Raw genomic sequence first — 18,495 nt, forward strand, 5'->3', positions numbered from 1 at the left:
TCAGGCGGCGCTGCCGGCCTTTTCCTTCTTGGCGTAGATCCGCACCGGCTCCTTGCGGCCCTCGACCACATCCTTGTCGACCACCACTTCGTCGACACCGTCCATGCTGGGCAGGTCGAACATCGTGTCGAGCAGAATGCCTTCGAGGATCGAGCGGAGGCCGCGGGCACCGGTCTTGCGTTCGATCGCCTTCTTCGAGACGGCAGTGAGCGCGTCGTCGGTGAAGCCGAGCTTGACCGCCTCCATGTCGAACAGCTTCTGATACTGCTTGACCAGGGCGTTCTTCGGCTCGGTCAGGATCTTGATCAGCGCCTCGACGTCGAGATCCTCAAGCGTCGCGATCACCGGCAGACGACCGACGAATTCCGGGATCAGGCCGAACTTGAGCAGATCCTCCGGCTCGGTCTGACGAAGCAGCTCGCCGGTGCGGCGCTCGTCGGGTGCGGCGACATGCGCGCCGAAGCCGATCGACTTGCCCTGCAGGCGGTCGCCGATGATCTTTTCGAGGCCCGAGAAGGCACCGCCGCAGATGAACAGGATGTTGGTCGTGTCCACCTGCAGGAATTCCTGCTGCGGATGCTTGCGGCCGCCCTGCGGCGGAACGCTCGCGGTGGTGCCTTCCATCAGCTTCAGCAGCGCCTGCTGCACGCCTTCGCCCGACACGTCGCGCGTGATCGACGGGTTCTCCGCCTTGCGGCTGATCTTGTCGATCTCGTCGATATAGACGATGCCGCGCTGCGCCCGCTCGACATTATAGTCCGAGGCCTGGAGCAGCTTGAGGATGATGTTCTCCACGTCCTCGCCGACATAGCCGGCTTCGGTCAGCGTGGTGGCATCGGCCATGGTGAACGGCACGTCGAGGATGCGCGCCAGCGTCTGCGCCAGCAGCGTCTTGCCGCAGCCGGTGGGGCCGACGAGCAGGATGTTCGACTTGGCGAGCTCGACATCGGCACCCTTGGCGCCGTGATTGAGCCGCTTGTAGTGGTTGTGCACCGCCACCGAGAGGACGCGCTTCGCCTTCTTCTGCCCGATGACGTAATCGTCGAGCACGTCGCAGATTTCCTGCGGCGAAGGGACACCGCCGTCCTTCTTCGACACCAGCGAGGACTTGGTTTCCTCCCGGATGATGTCGTTGCACAGCTCGACGCACTCATCGCAGATGAACACGGTCGGGCCGGCGATGAGCTTGCGCACCTCATGCTGGCTCTTGCCGCAGAAGGAGCAATAGAGCGTGCTCTTGGAGTCACCGCCGCTGAGCTTAGTCATTCAATCCATCCTTCGCGCCTCGGGCGCGCTACGCTCGCCTGCCATCCTACACGCAGGCGAAGTTCCGGCAATCCATAATCGCCCCGCCCGCCCGACGTTCCATGCACCGGGAATCGTCAGGCGGCCGAGGATAGGTATATAGTGTTAATTAGCCGCTGCCGCATCCTCGCTCGGCACCGGACGCTTCTCATACACCTCGTCGACGATGCCGAAGGCCTTGGCCTCCTCGGCTTCGAAGAACGAATCGCGGTCCATCGTCGTCTCGATCTTCTCGATCGGCTGGCCGGTGTACTTCGCATACAGCGCATTCATGCGCGCACGGATCCGCAGGATTTCCTTGGCCTGAATCTCGATGTCCGACGCCATGCCCTGCGCGCCGCCCGAGGGCTGGTGCAGCATGATGCGGGCGTTGGTCAGCGCAACGCGGAGACCCGGCTCGCCCGACGCCAGCAGGAACGAGCCCATCGACGCCGCCTGGCCGATGCACACCGTGCCGACGCGCGGACGGATATACTGCATCGTGTCGTGGATCGCCATACCCGCCGTGACGACACCGCCCGGCGAATTGATGTACATCCAGATGTCCTTCTTCGGATTTTCCGACTCGAGGAACAGCAGCTGGGCGGTGATCAGCGAGGCCATATGGTCTTCGACCTGGCCGGTAACGAACACGATCCGCTCCCGCAGCAGGCGCGAATAGATGTCGAAGCTGCGCTCACCGCGGCTCGACTGCTCGATAACGATGGGAACGAGTGCGCCGGTAACGGGATCGATGGTCATCTGACCGGAAAGCGGATGCATGTGGGATGATCTCGTGGTTGTTGTATTGCCCGCGACTACATCGGCGCTCCTGCAGCCCAGCGCAAGAGGGGCTGTTCCGGAGGCGGACGCTCAGGCAGATCGCAGCACCGCGCTTCCTTGGCTTGCGCGCCCGATGCGCCGGCGGGTTTCGGGCGCGCTCGCGAAGGCTTGAAGCGCGGTGTCGAGCGCAGGCATGCGATGGCTGACCAGCGGCACGGCGGATGGTCGCGCCGCCTTCCAGCCAAGATCGCGACCCGGTACCGGTTCGACCAGCGCCATGGGCAGTGCACAGGCTCTCGCGATGGCGATGGCGAAATCCGCCCAGCTGACTGCCCCCTGGTTCGCGAGATGCAGGATGCCGCGCGTACCGTCGATCAGTTCGTCCAGCACCGCGTTACAAAGATGCGGCACATAGGCGGGTGACACGACCTGATCGTCGGCGGCGCGGAAGCGTCTGCCCGCCGCCAGCGCCTCGACCGCCTGCACCGCGAAATTCTGCGTGTCCCAGGGGGAAAAGAAGGCCGCGGTGCGTACGATGAGGTGACATCCCGGCAAGGCCCCGATCGCCGCCTCCATCGCCGCCTTGCTGCGGCCATAGGCATTCAGAGGCGTACAGGCGTCTGCCGCGAAATAGGCGCGTCCCGCCATGCCGTCGAACACCAGGTCGCTGGAAAAACTGACAGTCGGGATGCCCCGCTCGGAGGCAGCGATTGCCAGCTCCGTCGCGCCCACGCAGTTTGCGGCAAAGCACGCCGCCTCCGCGTCTTCCGCGTCATCCACCCGCACCCAGCCGGCCGCGTTGATCACCGCCCAGGGGCGATGCCCGGATAACGCAGTCGCTATCGAAACGCCGTCCCGCAGATCCAGGATCGTGCGGTCGGTAAGGATATAGGCGAGGTCGCGCATCTCGCACATGCGCGCGAGCGCCTGCCCCAATGTCCCCGTCGCCCCGACGATGAACAGGGGATCACGGCGTGAGGACGACTTGCTCGACTGCGCGCATACCTCTGGATTCGGGTGCTGCCGATGCACGACACGGTTGTCGCGCCGCCACCAGCCCGTACCGCCCATCGCCGGGTGCGCCGGCGGCCGGTGCGCGGCGAGCGCCTGCAGCAGCGGCACCATCGCGGTGGGCCGGGGCGTACCGCCTCGCACATCGAACACGCCGGGCTCGTATATGCCCGGGTCGGTCAGCAGCGTGTTCCAGCCCGAGGCGCCGAACAGCGACCAGGCTGTCACCGCCTGCACCTCCACGCCGTCTGCCCGCGCAGCCTGCGCGTCGCCCCAGGCGTCGCGCATCCAGCGCATCTGCTCCTCGCGGGTGCAGCCGTTGTGCACCTCGGTGATCGCAATCGGGATGCGGTAGCGCGCCCAGGCTTCCGCCAGCGCGTTGGCGAGCCCGTCCGGTGCCGGGTCGAGCACCCGCACGGCCTCGGTATCGACATAGGCGCTGCTGCCGTTGCCGCCGTGCATGGCAGGAGGATAGGCGGTGACACGCTCGTCCAGAAAGCGGTCGCTCGTCAGATAATGGTTGATGCCGATCAGGTCCGGCGGACAGGGGTCGGAGGCCAGCGCCTCCAGCTTGTCGGCCAGCCCGAACCCGGCCAGCCGCTCCCACAGGGCGTGCCCCGGCACGACGCGGCCGCAGAGGAGATCCCAGCCCATCCAGCGCCGGGCGTTGTCATAGGCGACCTGGGTCTGCGTTCTCGGCGTGCCATAGGTCTTGCCGAGGTCCTCCGTCTGGATCAGCCGTGCGTCGGCGTTCACCGCCCGCACCGCGGCCATCGCGCACGCGACACCCTCCACCTGGTGGACCAGCGCCCGCCAGAAGCCGCCCTCGTCGCGTGCGTGCGGGTACCAATGGCCGTACAGCGCAGCGAAGCGCGCGGTGGTCAGCGGCTCGTTGACCGGGGTCCAGTCCGCGATCCAGGGGTAGCGCTCGGCGACACGCGCGGCATAGTCGCCCAGCTTCGCGCCGAAATCCGGATCCAGCAAATTGGTGCGCGGGGGACCGCTGCCATGATGGACCAGTCCGGCGATCGGTCGGATGCCGAGCGCTTGGAGCCGCGCAAGGCGCGCATCGCTCCACGTCCAGTCGCAGGACTGGGGATCCCCGGGGCAGATCCTCTCCCACAGGATCGGAAAGCGAAGCGCGCGCACGCCCAGGCTGGCAATGAGATCCAGGTCCTCCAGCCGGTCCTGATGGCCGGTTTCCAGCGTCTGGTCGCGGAAGTGTTCGCCGACACGGTTCACGGTACATTCGGCACCGCCCCAAAGTTCGAGTGGTGGCATCGGGGTCCTCATGTACGGATCGAAGCCCTGTGCGCAGGGCGCAACAAGGCCGGGATGACGCCGCCGCTCCGTTCGTCGCAAAATGCGGGCCGGCGCCTCCGAAGAAGCGCGTAGCGGACACATCCGCAATTTCCTTCTGCGCTTATAAAAACCAAATGGTTATCAAGGGTTGGAACAGCATGTCGGGTAAATCGGTGGCGGAGAGCGGGACGATGGTCGGGCGCTGGACGGAAGCGGAGGCAAAGGCGTGGTTCACCCGGCAGCCTTGGGTCATGGGGTGCAACTTCACGCCTTCGAACGCGATCAACCAGCTGGAGATGTGGCAGGCCGCCACCTTCGACCTGGAAGCGATCCGCGCGGAGCTGGCGCTGGCGGCGGACGTCGGCATGAACGCGGTGCGGGTCTACCTGCACGATCTGCTCTGGGCCGAGGATCCGGATGGCTTCCTTGGCCGCATCGACGCAATGCTGGCGGTGGCCGAAGGCTTCGGCATCCGGGTGATGCTGGTGCTGTTCGATTCCTGCTGGCACCCGGATCCGGCGCTGGGCCCGCAGCCCGCGCCGAAGCCGGGCGTGCATAATTCCGGTTGGGTGCAGTCGCCGGGCGTCCCCGCGCTGCGCGACCGCAGCCAGCGCCCCCGGCTGGAGGGCTATGTGAAGGGCATTGTCGGGCGGTTCCGCAAGGATCGCCGCGTGCTCGCCTGGGACATCTGGAACGAGCCGGACAACGGGCCCGACGTGTCGCTCTGCGACGCGGGCGAACTGGAGGCGAAGGCCGATCTCGTACTGCCCCTGCTGGTCGACGCGTTTTCCTGGGCCCGCAGCATGCGGCCGGTGCAGCCGCTGACCAGCGGCATCTGGCTGGGCGACTGGTCCTCGCCCGAGCGGCTGACGCCGCTGCAGCAGGCGCAGACGGGCCTGTCGGACGTCGTGTCGTTCCACAATTACGGCACCGCCGAGGATTTCGCCCGGCGGATCGACTGGCTCGGCGTCTTCGACCGTCCGATGTGGTGCACCGAATTCATGGCGCGCCCCGCCGGCAGCACGTTCGAGGCGATCCTGCCGGTGGCACGCGCGAGGAATGTCGGCGCGTTCTGCTGGGGCCTGGTGCGCGGCAAGACGCAGACCCACCTGCCCTGGGCGGCATGGGAAAATCCGAACCTCGCGGGCCTGAAGGACAAGTGGTTCCATGACATCTTTGACGTCGGCGGCGTCCCCTATGACGATACCGAGGTCGAATTCCTCCGTTTGCTCCGCGCGCTCGAAGACAAGGCGCCGCACTGGCCGCTGATCGAAATCCCCGTCGCCAAGGACGCGCCCGGTTCCGGGGACGACGAGGCGAAGGCGGCCTGACCCAACCGCCCTCCCCACGCCCTATTCCGCCAGCGCCGCCGTGGTGCGCGGCGCAGCCTCCCGCTCCTCGGCGATGTGCCGGCGATAGGTTGCGAGCGCCTGCCCAACGACCTGGTCCATGTTGTAATAGCGGTAGGTCGCGAGCCGCCCGACGAACAGCACGCCCCTGGTCGCCGCCGCAAGCGCCTCGTAGCGCTTGAACAGCGCCTGGTTCTCGGGGCACGGGATCGGATAGTATGGATCCCCCTCGGCGCTGGGATATTCGTAGGTCAGGCTGGTGGTCGGCGCCTGCTGGCCGGTGAGGTGCTTGTACTCGGTCACCCGCGTGTACGGCACCTTTTCGTCCGGATAGTTCACCACCGCCACCGGCTGCGCCCAGGCGCGGTCCGCATGGACATGCTCGAAGCGTAGCGACCGATAGGGCAGCTTGCCGAAACGGAAATCGAAATATTCGTCGATCGGCCCGGTATAGACGATCTGATCGAAGCTGAACCGCCGCTTCGCCTCCTCGAAAGTCACGCCCAGTTCCAGGTCGATGTTCGGGTGATCGAGCATCTTCGCGAACATCGCGGTGTAGCCGTCGCGCGGCATCGCCTGGAAGCGATCGGTGAAATAGCGATCATCGGTATTGGTCCGCGTCGGCACGCGGGCAGTGACGCTCTTGTCCAGCTCGGAGGGATCGATCCCCCATTGCTTGCGCGTATAGCCCTGGAAGAACGTCTCGTAGAGCTCGCGCCCCACGGCCGAGATCACGACATCTTCCGAGCTACGGATCACCGGCACCGGCTCGGCGCGCGCGGCGAGGAAGTCCGCGGCCTCTGCCTCGGTCTCCAGCGACAGACCGAACAGCGCGTTGAGCGTCGTTCGGTTGATCGGGATCGGCACCTGCTGCCCGCGCGCTTCCGCCAGCACGCGGTGCTCATAGGGCCGCCATTCGGTGAAGCGCGAGAGATAGTCGAAGATATCCACGCTGTTGGTGTGGAAGATGTGCGGGCCATATTGATGGATCAGAATGCCCGCCGCGTCCTTGTGATCGAAGGCGTTGCCGGCGATGTGCGGCCGCTTGTCGATCACCAGCACGCGCTTGCCGGCATCGGCCGCAAGCCGTTCGGCCATCACCGAGCCGGCAAAGCCCGCACCGACCACCAGATAGTCGTAATGGAGGCTGCGCACCGGCTTGAGCAGCGGCTGGTCCGGCTCGGCAACCTGCCGGATCAGCCCCAGCATCCGCGCTGCGACCTGATCCCAGCTCTGTTCCGCCAGCAGCGCATCCGCCTCGACGCGCCACGCGTCGCCGGTGCCACGCAACGCCAGTGCCTGCGCGCAGGCATGGAGGAAGCCCGCCGCGCCGTCCGCCACGAACACGCCCGCGACGTCACCATAATGGCGAATCACGTCGGCGATCGGGGTGGACACCACCGGCAGGCCCGCCGCCAGATATTCCGGGGTCTTGGTCGGGCTGATGAAGCGCGTCGCGTCATTGATCGCGAACGGCATCAACGCCACGTCCCAGCCGCCCGCATAGAGCGGGAGTTCGGCATAGGTCTTCGCGCCTAGCCACGCGATGTTGGCACGCTGCGGCAGCTCGGCGAGGTCGATCTTCACGACAGGGCCGACCATCACGATCGTCCAGTCCGGTCGCGCATCGGCAAGCGCGGCGATCAGCCCGAGATCCATCCGCTCGTCGATCACGCCGTAGAAGCCCAGCCGTGGACGCGGCAGTCCGGCCTGACCGGCGACGTCCTGCACCAGCGCGCGCGCTTGCGCGAAATGGGCGGCATCGACACTCGACGGAAAGGCATGCACCGACGGATGGCTCTCGCGCTTCGCTTCGTAGAGGCTGTAGCCACCGGTGAAGACCAAGTCGGCCAGCCCGAACAGCTGCTGCTCCAGCAGCATCAGTTCAGGCGGCGCGAAGCGGAAATTCTTCAGCTCGTCCATGCAGTCATAGACCGTGCAAGCGGCCCCGAGATGCCGCGAGAAGGGCAGCATCATCGGCGTATAATACCAGCGGATCAGGTGCTCGCCGATGCCCGCGACATGCTCGTCGAGCAGCGCCTTCAGCGCCGCCGTCCGCCCCTCCGCGCCCAGATTGCCCGGCAGGTGCGGTACCGCCACCGTTACCCTCGCCCCTTCGTCTCGCAATTCCAGCCAGGGGGCTGTGCTGTCGTCGTCGATCGGCTCTTCCCAGAACAGCACGTCCATGTTGCGCGCGAAGCGGGTCATGAGATGCTGCGGTCGCTGGAAGACGAAATTCCAGCGAAGATGCGAAAAGCAGATTAGCGCGAAGTTGCTGCTGCCGGGGCGATGGATAGCGACATGGTTGGTCAAGGACAGTTTCCCTGTTGCGGTTAACAGGGAGAACCCGCCCAAGCTTCGGGCCGTTCCAAGATTACATCAGCAATTCTTTTAAATTAGCATGATACAAGTTAATGCAATGTCGCCACTCTGCGGCATGGCGGGCGGCACCGATGTGCCGCCCGCCTTTCGTTCAGGCCGCATCGACCATCACGATTTCGCTGTCTTCGATCGCAGTGATTTTCACCACCTCGGCATCCTTGATCGCGGCGCCGTCGCGGGCATTCACCCGTACGCCGTCGATTTCCACCGCACCGATGGCGGGCACCAGATAGGCGCGGCGATCGCTGCCCAGCGTGTACTCGGCCGTCTCGCCGGCGCGCAGGGTCACACCCACGACGCGGGCGTCGGTACGGATCGGCAGCGCATCGCCGTCCCCGTCGAAGCCGCTTGCCAGCACCACGAACTGGCCGGCGCGATCGGTCTTCGGGAAGGGGCGCGTGCCCCAGCTCGGCTTCTCGCCGCCGCGGGTCGGCTGGATCCAGATCTGGAAGATCCGGGTCGTCTCGTCCTCGCGATTATATTCGGAATGCGCGATGCCCGTGCCAGCCGACATCACCTGCACGTCGCCGGCAACGGTACGGCCGTGATTGCCCAGATTGTCCTGATGGGTGATGGCGCCGTCGCGGACATAGGTGATGATTTCCATGTCGCGGTGCGGATGCGGCGGGAAGCCGGTCTGCGGCGCGATCGTATCGTCGTTCCACACGCGCAGGTTGCCCCAGCTGGTGCGGGCCGGATCATAATAGTTGGCGAAGGAGAAATGATGCTTGGCATCGAGCCAGCCATGATTGGCGCCGCCGAGGCTCGAAAAGGGGCGAAGTTCGATCATCTGGGGTCTCCCTGAAGGGGTGCGCCGGGCTGCGGCGCGCTTTCGATGACCGGGATATAGGCGGGCTCGACTTCTCCAATCAGTGGGATAAGTTGGAGCGAAACGTTCCAGGAAATAGAAATGTCAAACGCGGGCATGCCCACCTTCGACCAGCTCCGCATCTTCCTCGCCGTGGTGGACAGCGGCAGCTTTGCGGGTGCGGGGCGCCAGCTCAACCGCGCGGTGTCGGTCATCAGCTACGGCATCGCCAACCTCGAGGCGCAGCTGGGCGTGCTGCTGTTCGACCGCGAGGGGACCAAGAAGCCGCGCCTCACCACCGCCGGCGCAGCGGTGCTGGCCGAGGCGCGCACGGTGGCGCAGGGTATCGACGGACTGCGGGCGAAGGTGAAGGGCCTGCTCGACGGGCTGGAAGCAGAGGTGAACCTCGCCGTCGACGTGATGCTGCCCACCCGCCGGCTCGGCGAAGTGCTGCGCGCCTTCCGCGCCGAATTTCCGACGGTGACGCTGCGGCTGCACGTCGAGGCGCTGGGCGCGATCACCAGCCTCGTGCTGGAGGGCAAGGCAGTGCTCGGCATTTCCGGGCCGTTGGCGCAGGGCATGAACGGCATCGAATGCGAGGCGGCAGGATCGGTGGCGATGGTGCCGGTGGCGGCGCCCGACCATCCGCTCGGCCGGATGGACCCGATTCCGCCCGGCGCGGGGCGCGACCATGTCCAGCTGGTACTCTCCGACCGCTCGCCGCTCACCGCCGGTCGTGACTTCGCGGTGATGAGCCCGCGCACGTGGCGGCTCGCCGATCTCGGCGCGAAGCACGCACTCCTGCGTGAGGGCATCGGCTGGGGCAACATGCCGCTGCCGCTGATCGAGCCGGACCTGGTCGCCGGCACGCTGGTGCGGCTGGCGATGCCGGAAAGCCCGGGCGGCATGTACCGCTTCGGCGCGATCTGGCGCCGGGATGTGCCGCCCGGACCGGCGGCGTCGTGGCTGCGCGCGCGGTTCGTGGAGGTGGGGCGCGAGGATGTGGATCTGGAGGGGCTTGGCGAGGCCTGAAGCGCTCGCTCCCCCCTCGCCCCCCGCCCCCCGCCCCCAGGCTGGGTCAGGGCGCCGTATTGAAGAAGAAATAGTGCTCGATCAGCTTGCCGTCTTGCGCGCGCGCCACGTCGACGCCGCTCACGAGCACCTCGCCCGGCGGGCCGCCTTTCCACCGCGCGGTCGCCACCCCGTGATGCCCGAGGCCCGGGCCATCAATTTCGAAGCGGAACCCTGGCGGCATATCAGCGAGAACGCCCGCAACCACATCCGAGATCGCCTGATGCCCGCTGACCGTGCGCGCCGGCTCGAAGATGCTCGCTTCCGGGTGGTAGATATCGGCGATCGCGGCAAGCCGCGCAGCATCGTCACGCTCATTCCACACCCGCTCGATGCTCGCGTGCAATAATTCGATTTCCGGAGCTTCGGTCATACGGTGATCCCCCGCTGGTAAACCTGCCCGCCATCTGCTGCCGCGGGCACATTATTTGACGATGGTGCAGCGCATACACAAGCCGCTCCCGTCCCGGGCCAAGCCGTCAGAACAGGATCGCCCCGCCCGCGACCAGCCGAACGTCGGGGGAATTGTGGTTCAGCCCCGCCACCGCCAGCAGGTCGAACTGCAACACCTTGGTCGGGCGCCATGCGGTCGACAGGGCGGCAAGCGCATAGGTTTCGTGGCCGTCGGGATCATTGTCCCGCTCCAGCGAGACCTCCGCCGTCGTCGTCACCTTCTCGCTGAGCTTGTAGCGCAGGCTGGTGATGCCGCTGACCGCAAAGTGCCGCCCCTGCCCGCTCTCGTTGGCGGCGGCGTCGGCCTCGCCGGTAAAGGCGACAGCGAGCTTCTCGGTCAGGTCATATTGCACCGGCACGATCGCGCCGGCGGACCAGGTTCCGTCACCGATCGGTGACCTGCCCGTCGGCGCGGTGACGAAGCCCTCCACGCCGGCGGAAAAGGGCGTGCCCTTCTCGCCCGCGAGATGCTGGCGGATCGCGAAACGCAGGTCCCCGGTGCCATGGATCGTGTCGATGGTGCCGCTGGCCTTGTCACGCGTGCGATCCCGGCCATAGCCGGTCCAGCCCAGCTGCACCTCGGTCTTCGAACCTATCCCCGCGCGCACCAGCAGATCGGCGGTGACGATCCGGTCCTCGCGCTGGTCGGCCTTATCGTCGCGCTGCCAGTCGACGAACGATGCCTCGACATGCACGCGGCCGGGCTCGGTGGTGCAGCTCGATCCACCGATACTCGGTCGGGTCGGGCAGAAACGCGGATCATCGTCTGCGAAGGCGTTGCCTGCCGCCAGCAGCGCCGCCCCGAGCCCAAAGATGCGCGCCGCCCGAACCATGTCTTCCCCCCAGAGCCTGTGGAGGGCCCAACGACATCGCGTCGGAAATGTTTCGACACACGTCCGTCAGGCGTCGCGGATTGCGTGTTCCAGGTCGGCGGCATGCGCCGCGGCGGGTTCGGTCGGCGCGGCTGCGTCGGCAAGCTCCGTCTCCACCCGTGCACCGCCGGTGAGCGTACGGTGGACCGGACAGCGATCGGCAATCTCCAGCAGGCGGGCCCGCTGCACGGCATCCAGGTCGCCCTCGATCTCGATCCGGCGCGTGAACAGGTCCGCGGGCTGCACGCCCGCCTGGCGCTGGTGGCCGGCAAGCGTCCGGATGCTCGTCACCGGCCACCCCTTTTGCAGCGCATAGACGCGCAGCGTCATCGTCGTGCACGCCGCTAGGGCGGAGGCGAGCATCTGATAGGGCGTCGGTCCGGTGCCCATGCCGCCGACCGACACCGGCTCGTCCAGCATCAGCGCCACGCCGGCCACCTGCAACGCCACCTGGAACTTGCCTGCGCCGGTATCCCGCGCGATCGCGTCCAGGGCCAGTTCGCTGCTCATGCCGTCTGCTCCACCAATGTCGTTTCGATCGCGATACCCTGCTTCAACGTCAGCGTCACCGGCGTGCGCTCGGCGATCTCCGCGAGCCGCGCACGGCCCGCCGCGTCCGGACCTGCGATGGTGAGGGTCCGCTTGATATGCCGCCCCTCGGCCACCCCAAGAATCCGCAGGTCGACATCGATCGAGTCGATTCGCCACCCCTTGCGGTCGGCGTACATGCGCAGCGTCATCGCCGTGCACGCCGCCAGCGCGGCGAGCAGCAGATCATAGGGCGCAGGGCCGGCATCCTGCCCGCCATTGCCGGGTGGCTCGTCGGCGACGATCGCGTGATGCCCCGCCTGGATCCGGGTTTCCATCCGCTCGGGACCGATATGGGCAGTCGCATGTACCATCGTCGTCGACTCAAATCGCCAGCAGCGCGATCGCTTCGATCTGCGCGGGGTTGAAGCCATGATCGGCGAGCACCGGCACCAGTTCGGCCGCGGGCATGCGCTGGCGACGCGTCGCGCAGACGAATTGCCGGATCGCCTCGAGCCGCGGATTGGCCAGCGGGGTGGACCGGCGCGAACCGAACAGCGCTTCCGCCACCCGGCCCAGCAGTGATGGGCGCGCCGTTGCGGACAACACGCTACACCCACAGGCAGCGGCGTCCTGAAAGGCAACGGAGACCGCTGCCCATTCGGTCTGGCTCAATTCGGGCGGTGCTTGACGATCCATTGAAACCTCCTTTGTCGCCCCCTTTGATAGCCCGCACCGGCCGTTCGGATCAGCCGGATAGTTCTGGCGCTTTCGTTCGAGAAAATCGAAAAGCCTCTTTTCGATATAGTAGAACGTATGGGTCGATTTTATTCCAGTTTTCAACGTATCTCGTCAGGGCCAATTTCCGGTCACCAGGCGAGGCAGATTGGTCCCCGCCACTTTCGGAGACACATCATGGCTACCGCCCCCCTATCCGCCACTGCCACCCCTACCAACGTTCAGTCGGCCCTGCCGCTGCTCGGCCGCATCGGGCTCGCGACGATCTTCCTGCTTAGCGGCCTATCGAAGCTGGCGGCACCGGCGGCGACCATCGGCTATATCGCGTCCTCCGGTCTGCCTCTGCCGCAGCTGGGCTTCGCCATCGCGCTGCTGGTCGAACTGGGCGGCGGCATCGCGCTGATCCTCGGCTACCGCACCCGCACCGTCGCCGCCATCCTGGCCGCCTTCTCGGTCGCGACCGCGCTGGCGTTCCACTCAGCGCTGGGCGACCAGAACCAGTTCATCCACTTCTTCAAGAACATCGCAATGGCGGGTGGCCTGTTGCAGGTCGTCGCGTTCGGCGCGGGTGGCTGGAGCCTCGACGCCCGCCGCTGAAACTGCCGCAGAAGCGCAGGCCGCACGGGCTAGTGGAACGGGGCCGCGCCGATGGTGCGGCCCTTTTCACATCCCAATCCTTCGTACAGGCGAAGACCTGCGCGGGCTGGGCTACACGGGGGCGAGGAGAGCGCCATGACCCGTTGCACGCACATGAATTCCGAGACAGTCCGGGACGTTACGCCGAGCGCGCTCGGCTGCGAGGAATGCCTGAAGACCGGCAGCTGGTGGGTACATCTGCGGCTGTGCCGGGAATGCGGTCATGTCGGCTGCTGCGACCAGTCGCCCAATCGCCATGCTACCGCGCATTTCCGCGAGACCGGCCACCCGATCATGGAAGGCTATGACCCTCCCGAAGGCTGGGGCTGGTGCTATGCCGACGGAATCGAAGTGGATCTGCCTGACCAGACGCCGCAGCGCGGACCGATCCCCAGCTTCTTCTGAAGGCCGCGTGGACAGCCGCGGACCACGCGCTAAGACGGTGCCGATGACCGCGCCTGCATCGCTACGATGACCCCATCCAGCCCGCCGCCGGCGCCCCGAGCCGCACTGCTGCTGTTCGGCGCCGGCGACTTCGCCTTCAACCTCTACTGGCAGGCGGTGAATCTCTACCTCCTGTTCTTCTATATCGACACGCTGCGGCTGGCGCCGGCGCTGGCTGGTACGCTGTTCCTGATCGGCGCGGGGTGGGACGGAATCGCCGATTTCACGGCCGGCGTGGTCGCGGAACGGATGCGGCGGCCCTATCGCTGGCTGATCGGCTGGGGCGCTTTGCCGCTTGGACTTGCCTTTGTGGCGATGTTCGCTGCGCCGCGCGGTGCCTGGGCGGCGGCGCTGATCGCCCAGCTCGGCTTTCGCACCCTCTACGCCTTCACCAACATTCCCTATGCGGCCTGGACGACCCGGCTGGCCGGAACCGGTGCGGAGCGATCGCTGCTCGCCGGCCTCCGCATGATTTTCGGCGCCGTCGCGGCGACGCTCGTCGCCGGCACCCTCCCCCGGCTGGTGACCGCATTGGGCAGCTATGCAGCGGCCGGCGCACTGCTGGCGACGCTGGGCGTGCCCTTGCTGCTGACGATCGCGTGGCGCGTGCCCGAACGACGTCCGTCGAGCGAGGCGGCGGTTCGCCCCCGGATCGGTTTGGCGCTCGCGCTGCTGGCGCGCAACCGCGCCTTCGTGGCGCTCAACCTCGCCGCGGCCGCGGGTGCCGCCGCGGCCGCGCTCACGACGCAATCGGTACTTTACTTCTTTCGCTACGTGCTCGCCAACGATCCGGCGGGGCCGCGCGCACTGGCGGCGATGGCGTTCGCAAGTCTGGTGGCAACGCCGCTCTGGACGCTCGCTGCACGCCACGCGGGCGCACGTGCGGCATGGCTGGCGGCCTGCGGCCTTGCACTTGCGCTGCCGGCCGGGTTCGTCCTCCTGCCAGCGCCCGGCGTGGTTGCCGCGACGCTGTTCCTGCTGGGGATGCAGGTAGCGTTCGCCGGCTTCGGGCTGGCGGCCTGGACGCTGCTCCCCGACAGCGTCGACTGGGGCGCGGCACGCAGCGGGGTCCGGGTGGAGGCGATCGCCTTCGGCACCTTTGCGCTCGCCCAGAAAGCGGCTCTGGCAGTGGCCGGCTTCGCGATCGGGACGATCTATCAGGCGAACGGGTTCATCGCCGGTGTCCCGCAAGGCCCGGCGAGCCTCGCGGCGATCCGCTGGCTGATGCTCGCCGGGCCGGCCGCGCTGCTGCTGGCCGCGCTGGCCGCGATCCTCGCCCTGCCCCTTCGGCGAGACACGCTGGCCAGACTGGCAAGGTGAAGGATTCTCCTCCGAGCGGGGGAGAATCGGGGCATCACACGAGTTCGAAGCTGCCGGACACGCCTTCCGCCTCTGCGGAGGGTGCGATCCAGAGTTGGAATGTGCCGGGCTCCACCGTCGGCTTCAGCGCTTGACCGATGAAGAGCAGATCGGCGCGCGTGAGCGTGAACTGCACCTGCTTCCGCTCGCCCGGCTTCAGAGCGACACGGCGGAACGCCTTGAGCTCGCGCACGGGACGGGTGACGCTGGCCGCCACGTCGCGGATATAGAGCTGCACGACTTCTTCCGCCGCGTGGCTGCCGCTGTTGGCGATCGTCGCCGACACCATGAGCTTGCCGTCGACAGTGAGCTTGCCCCCGCCCAGATCCAGGTCGCTATACGCGATCTTGCCATAGGTCAGGCCGTGGCCGAACGGGAACAGCGCCTGGTTCGGAAACTCGCGATAATGCGTCTTGTATTCCTGCAACGGCCCCGCCGGATTGGGTCGCCCGGTGGGCTTGTGGTCGTAGTGATAGGGCTCCTGCCCCGTCGCCTGCGGGAAAGACACTGGCAGCCGCGCCGAAGGCCCGACCGCGCCGAACAGCACGTCGGCGATCGCCGGACCGTCCTGCGACCCCAGGAACCAGGTAACGAGGAGCGCCGGCGCCTTCAGCACCGCGCCTTCCAGCGCGAGCGCCCGGCCGTTGCGCAGCAGCACCACGACCGGCTTGCCCGTCGCTGCCACGGCCTCCGCCAATGCCATCTGGGCGGGCGGCACGACGATGGCCGAGCGCGACTGTGCCTCGCCCGACATGCGGGCATGCTCGCCGATCGCCAGCACCACCACATCGGCAGCGCGCGCAGCGGCCACCGACGCCTCGATCCCCCCCGCGATGGGAGCGTCGAACCCGGCACCCTCGGTCACGCTCACCAGCGCCGGATCCTGAACGATCGCTTTCACGCCGCTTGCCAGGTCCACCGCTTCGGCATCGGTGCCATAGACGTTCCAGGGACCGATCTGGTCGTGCAGACCGCTGGCGAACGGACCAATCAGCGCGATCTTCTTGCCCGAACGTGCCAGCGGCAGCAGTTCGCCTTCGTTCTTCAGCATCACGATCGAGCGCGAACCCGCCTCCCGCGCGAGGGCGAGATTGGCACGGGTGCGAACGCGCGCCTTCTCCCGCGCCGGATCAATGCGGCGGAAGGGATCGTCGAACAGCCCCAGCTGCACCTTCAGCGCCAGCACCCGCCGCACCGCTTCATCGAGCCGCGCCATCGGCACGTCGCCCTTGGCGACCAGGTCCGGCAGGTGACGAATGTAGAAGCCGCTCTGCATACTCATGTCGACCCCGGCGAGGAAGGCCAGCTTGGTTGCCTCACGCGCGTCGGCCGCGAACCCGTGCGCGATCAGTTCCTCGTCCGCGGTGTAGTCGGAGACGACGACGCCATCGAAGCCCCATTCACGGCGCAGCACTTCGGTCAGCAGCCATTCGTTCGCCGTGGCGGGGATGCCGGAGAGTTCGTTGAACGAGGCCATCACCGCGGGCGCACCCGCCTCCAGCGCGGACTGGAACGGCGGGAAATAGATCTCGCGCAGCGTCCGTTCGGAAATGTCGACCGTGTGGTAGTCGAGCCCGGCTTCCACCGCACCATAGGCGGCGAAATGCTTGGCGCAGGCCGCGACGGCATCTGCCGCACCCAGGCCATGCGCCCCCTGGAAACCGCGCACCCGTGCCGCGGCCATCAGCGTGCCGAGCAGCACGTCCTCGCCGGCACCCTCCACGCTGCGGCCCCAGCGGGCATCGCGCGTGATGTCGACCATTGGCGCGAAGGTCCAGTCGATGCCAGAGGCGGCCGCCTCCACCGCCGCCACGCGGGCGGTGCGCTCGGCAAGGTCGGGATCGAAGCTCGCCGCCTCGCCCATCGGCACGGGGAAGACCGTGCGGAAGCCATGGATCACGTCGGCGGCGAACAGGAGCGGGATCTTGAGCCGCGACTCGCGCGTCGCCACGGTCTGCATCCGCTTGGCCATGGCCGCGCCGTTGCCGTTGAAGACGCCGGTCAGGCGCCCTGCCCGCACCTCCGCCAGCTGCCCGTCGAAGTTCGACGATGCACCCGCCGGATTGAGCGTCACCGCCGCGCCGCCCGACCAGGCGGCCGCCATCAGGGTAAGCTGCCCGGCCTTCTCCTCAACGGTCATTTTGGCGAGCAGCGACTCGACCGAGGCGGGCAGTTTCTGCGCGCCCGCCTGCAGCAGCATCGCCCGCGCCGGGCTGGCCGCCCAGGCCGCGGCAGCACCTGCCCCGATCAGTATCGCACGCCTGGAAATATGGCCGTCTTTCACGCGTTTCCTCCCTTGGCACGACCGCGCTTAGGCCGCCGCATCATCAATCTTGCAACCCGCTATTGCTTCATGTAACCGGTTACATCAAGAGCTTCAGGCCGCCACCTGCAAAACGAGCGGCGTCATCCAATATGAAGGAGGGGACGAACCACGCCATGCCGAACGCCACGATCCGTGATGTCGCGCGTGAAGCGTCGGTGTCCGTCGCGTCGGTTTCGCGTGCGTTGAACGGCGCCACCAACATTCGCCCCGAACTGCGCGATCACATTCGCGATGTGGCCAACCGGCTCGGCTATGTCCCTCATGCCGGCGCGCGGAACCTCAGCCTCGCGCGCTCTTCCACCATCGGCGTGGTCGTTCCCGATCTCCACGGCGAATTCTTCTCGGAATTGCTGCGCGGTATGGACCGCCAGGCATCCGAACTCGGCCTGCACCTGCTGCTGATGGTGATGCACGGCGAGGCGGATCGTGGCGTGACGGCGCTACATGCGATGCGGGGTCGTGTGGACGGCCTCGTCGTGATGGCACCGCAGATCACCTCGGACGAGCTGTTCGCGCATCTGCCGAAGTCAATGCCCTCGGTGCTGGTCAACTGCGCGCCGCATGACGGCGTCCGCCCCGAACTCCGGGTAGACAACGTTGCCGGAGCGGTTGCGGTCGTCGAGCATCTCGCCGCCGGCGGGTGCCGTCACCTCGTCCACATCGCCGGCCCGGTTGACAATATCGACGCGCGAGAGCGCTTGCAGGGCACCCGCGAAGCCTGTGCGCGGCTGGGGCTGGCGCTCCGCGTGGTCGCCGGCGATTTCCTCGAAGACTCCGGCACCGCGGCCATCGCGACGCTGCAGGCCGAGGGTGCCGCATATGACGCGGTGTTCGCCGCCAATGACATGATGGCGGTGGGCGCGCTGATGGCGCTGAAGCGCGCGGGCGTCGCGGTGCCGGAACAGATCGCCGTGGCGGGGTTCGACAACATCCCCCTCACCCGCCTGATTTCGCCGGCGCTCACCACCGCCAGCATCGACATTGCCGAATTCGGCGCGCGCGCCGTGGTGCGCCTCGCCGGACTGATCGACGGCGCCGCCGACGACACGCTCGAATGGCGCGCGCCGATCGTGATAGCGCGGGAGTCCACCCGCCAACTACCTAAAAACACAACAGAAAACCCGATCCGCCGGGGAGATAGAGAGTGAC

The 18,495-nt window shown here is 67.1% G+C and carries 17 protein-coding genes; 6 read left to right on the forward strand and 11 right to left on the reverse strand.

The genetic code is table 11. The features are described from left to right. From clpX to A7X12_RS10420, 3 genes are all read right to left on the reverse strand, one after another. The gene (gene clpX, locus A7X12_RS10410; protein WP_064311561.1) at positions 1–1,266 is read right to left on the reverse strand and encodes an ATP-dependent Clp protease ATP-binding subunit ClpX; all 1,266 of its coding nucleotides are present in this window, start codon (positions 1,264–1,266) and stop codon (positions 1–3) included. A gap of 144 nt (positions 1,267–1,410) precedes the next feature. After that, complete coding sequence (locus A7X12_RS10415; protein WP_010543021.1) at positions 1,411–2,067, reverse strand: ATP-dependent Clp protease proteolytic subunit; 657 nt, start codon at positions 2,065–2,067, stop codon at positions 1,411–1,413. A 90-nt stretch (positions 2,068–2,157) separates the two neighbouring features. After that, positions 2,158–4,359 carry a family 1 glycosylhydrolase gene (locus A7X12_RS10420; RefSeq protein WP_064311562.1) on the reverse strand — a complete coding sequence of 734 codons (2,202 nt, stop codon included), beginning with the start codon at positions 4,357–4,359 and terminating at the stop codon, positions 2,158–2,160. Positions 4,360–4,538: 179 nt separating this feature from the next. Between A7X12_RS10420 and A7X12_RS10425 the strand changes: the two genes are divergently transcribed. Beyond that, the gene (locus tag A7X12_RS10425) at positions 4,539–5,711 is read left to right on the forward strand and encodes a cellulase family glycosylhydrolase (RefSeq protein WP_232318453.1); all 1,173 of its coding nucleotides are present in this window, start codon (positions 4,539–4,541) and stop codon (positions 5,709–5,711) included. A gap of 21 nt (positions 5,712–5,732) precedes the next feature. Here the strand turns inward: A7X12_RS10425 and glf are convergent, their stop codons facing one another. Both glf and A7X12_RS10435 read right to left on the reverse strand, forming a co-directional pair. Beyond that, positions 5,733–8,042, reverse strand: coding sequence for a UDP-galactopyranose mutase (gene glf / locus A7X12_RS10430; protein WP_232318454.1), 2,310 nt, complete (start codon positions 8,040–8,042; stop codon positions 5,733–5,735). 160 nt (positions 8,043–8,202) lie between these two features. Then, on the reverse strand, positions 8,203–8,901 hold the full coding sequence (locus A7X12_RS10435) for a pirin family protein (RefSeq protein WP_064311563.1): 699 nt from the start codon (positions 8,899–8,901) through the stop codon (positions 8,203–8,205). Positions 8,902–9,021: 120 nt separating this feature from the next. Between A7X12_RS10435 and A7X12_RS10440 the strand changes: the two genes are divergently transcribed. Beyond that, positions 9,022–9,951, forward strand: a complete 930-nt coding sequence (locus tag A7X12_RS10440) for a LysR family transcriptional regulator (protein WP_064311564.1) — start codon at positions 9,022–9,024, stop codon at positions 9,949–9,951. Between the two features lie 46 nt (positions 9,952–9,997). Here A7X12_RS10440 and A7X12_RS10445 read toward each other — a convergent pair whose 3' ends face one another. From A7X12_RS10445 to A7X12_RS25505, 5 genes are all read right to left on the reverse strand, one after another. After that, positions 9,998–10,363, reverse strand: a complete 366-nt coding sequence (locus tag A7X12_RS10445) for a nuclear transport factor 2 family protein (RefSeq protein WP_064311565.1) — start codon at positions 10,361–10,363, stop codon at positions 9,998–10,000. A 106-nt stretch (positions 10,364–10,469) separates the two neighbouring features. Next, a complete protein-coding gene (locus A7X12_RS10450; protein ID WP_064311566.1) occupies positions 10,470–11,276 on the reverse strand; it encodes a transporter in 807 nt (268 codons plus the stop codon). A 66-nt stretch (positions 11,277–11,342) separates the two neighbouring features. Further along, positions 11,343–11,825 (reverse strand): OsmC family protein, encoded by a 483-nt coding sequence (locus A7X12_RS10455; RefSeq protein WP_064311567.1) that lies wholly within the window; start codon positions 11,823–11,825, stop codon positions 11,343–11,345. Then, the gene (locus A7X12_RS10460) at positions 11,822–12,217 is read right to left on the reverse strand and encodes an OsmC family protein (protein ID WP_064311568.1); all 396 of its coding nucleotides are present in this window, start codon (positions 12,215–12,217) and stop codon (positions 11,822–11,824) included. Before A7X12_RS10460 ends, A7X12_RS10455 begins: the two co-directional genes overlap by 4 nt. A gap of 10 nt (positions 12,218–12,227) precedes the next feature. Then, entirely contained in the window at positions 12,228–12,542 is a 315-nt protein-coding gene (locus A7X12_RS25505; protein WP_064311569.1) for a hypothetical protein, read from the reverse strand. A gap of 216 nt (positions 12,543–12,758) precedes the next feature. On the opposite strand from A7X12_RS25505, the gene A7X12_RS10470 reads away from it, so the two are divergent. The 3 genes from A7X12_RS10470 to A7X12_RS10480 all read left to right on the forward strand — a co-directional run bounded on the left by A7X12_RS10470 (position 12,759) and on the right by A7X12_RS10480 (position 14,981). Next, positions 12,759–13,178 carry a DoxX family protein gene (locus A7X12_RS10470; RefSeq protein WP_064311570.1) on the forward strand — a complete coding sequence of 140 codons (420 nt, stop codon included), beginning with the start codon at positions 12,759–12,761 and terminating at the stop codon, positions 13,176–13,178. 135 nt (positions 13,179–13,313) lie between these two features. Continuing rightward, complete coding sequence (locus A7X12_RS10475) at positions 13,314–13,622, forward strand: UBP-type zinc finger domain-containing protein (protein WP_064311571.1); 309 nt, start codon at positions 13,314–13,316, stop codon at positions 13,620–13,622. A 66-nt stretch (positions 13,623–13,688) separates the two neighbouring features. After that, a complete protein-coding gene (locus tag A7X12_RS10480) occupies positions 13,689–14,981 on the forward strand; it encodes an MFS transporter (protein ID WP_064311572.1) in 1,293 nt (430 codons plus the stop codon). A 34-nt stretch (positions 14,982–15,015) separates the two neighbouring features. On the opposite strand, the gene A7X12_RS10485 is transcribed toward A7X12_RS10480, so the two are convergent. Beyond that, a complete protein-coding gene (locus tag A7X12_RS10485; protein ID WP_064311573.1) occupies positions 15,016–17,304 on the reverse strand; it encodes a glycoside hydrolase family 3 N-terminal domain-containing protein in 2,289 nt (762 codons plus the stop codon). Between the two features lie 155 nt (positions 17,305–17,459). Between A7X12_RS10485 and A7X12_RS10490 the strand changes: the two genes are divergently transcribed. Then, positions 17,460–18,494 (forward strand): LacI family DNA-binding transcriptional regulator, encoded by a 1,035-nt coding sequence (locus tag A7X12_RS10490; protein ID WP_064311589.1) that lies wholly within the window; start codon positions 17,460–17,462, stop codon positions 18,492–18,494. Position 18,495 lies beyond the last annotated feature (1 nt).

The sequence above is a fragment of the Sphingomonas sp. TDK1 genome (assembly GCF_001650735.1).
GTDB lineage: Bacteria > Pseudomonadota > Alphaproteobacteria > Sphingomonadales > Sphingomonadaceae > Sphingomonas.

Coding starts and splice junctions, on each gene's coding strand:
- clpX (WP_064311561.1), bottom strand. CDS start 1,266: ATGACTAAGCTCAGCGGCGGTGACTCCAAGAGCACGCTCTATTGCTCC.
- A7X12_RS10415 (WP_010543021.1), bottom strand. CDS start 2,067: ATGCATCCGCTTTCCGGTCAGATGACCATCGATCCCGTTACCGGCGCA.
- A7X12_RS10420 (WP_064311562.1), bottom strand. CDS start 4,359: ATGCCACCACTCGAACTTTGGGGCGGTGCCGAATGTACCGTGAACCGT.
- A7X12_RS10425 (WP_232318453.1), top strand. CDS start 4,539: ATGTCGGGTAAATCGGTGGCGGAGAGCGGGACGATGGTCGGGCGCTGG.
- A7X12_RS10435 (WP_064311563.1), bottom strand. CDS start 8,901: ATGATCGAACTTCGCCCCTTTTCGAGCCTCGGCGGCGCCAATCATGGC.
- A7X12_RS10440 (WP_064311564.1), top strand. CDS start 9,022: ATGTCAAACGCGGGCATGCCCACCTTCGACCAGCTCCGCATCTTCCTC.
- A7X12_RS10445 (WP_064311565.1), bottom strand. CDS start 10,363: ATGACCGAAGCTCCGGAAATCGAATTATTGCACGCGAGCATCGAGCGG.
- A7X12_RS10450 (WP_064311566.1), bottom strand. CDS start 11,276: ATGGTTCGGGCGGCGCGCATCTTTGGGCTCGGGGCGGCGCTGCTGGCG.
- A7X12_RS10455 (WP_064311567.1), bottom strand. CDS start 11,825: ATGAGCAGCGAACTGGCCCTGGACGCGATCGCGCGGGATACCGGCGCA.
- A7X12_RS10460 (WP_064311568.1), bottom strand. CDS start 12,217: ATGGTACATGCGACTGCCCATATCGGTCCCGAGCGGATGGAAACCCGG.
- A7X12_RS25505 (WP_064311569.1), bottom strand. CDS start 12,542: ATGGATCGTCAAGCACCGCCCGAATTGAGCCAGACCGAATGGGCAGCG.
- A7X12_RS10470 (WP_064311570.1), top strand. CDS start 12,759: ATGGCTACCGCCCCCCTATCCGCCACTGCCACCCCTACCAACGTTCAG.
- A7X12_RS10475 (WP_064311571.1), top strand. CDS start 13,314: ATGACCCGTTGCACGCACATGAATTCCGAGACAGTCCGGGACGTTACG.
- A7X12_RS10480 (WP_064311572.1), top strand. CDS start 13,689: ATGACCCCATCCAGCCCGCCGCCGGCGCCCCGAGCCGCACTGCTGCTG.
- A7X12_RS10490 (WP_064311589.1), top strand. CDS start 17,460: ATGCCGAACGCCACGATCCGTGATGTCGCGCGTGAAGCGTCGGTGTCC.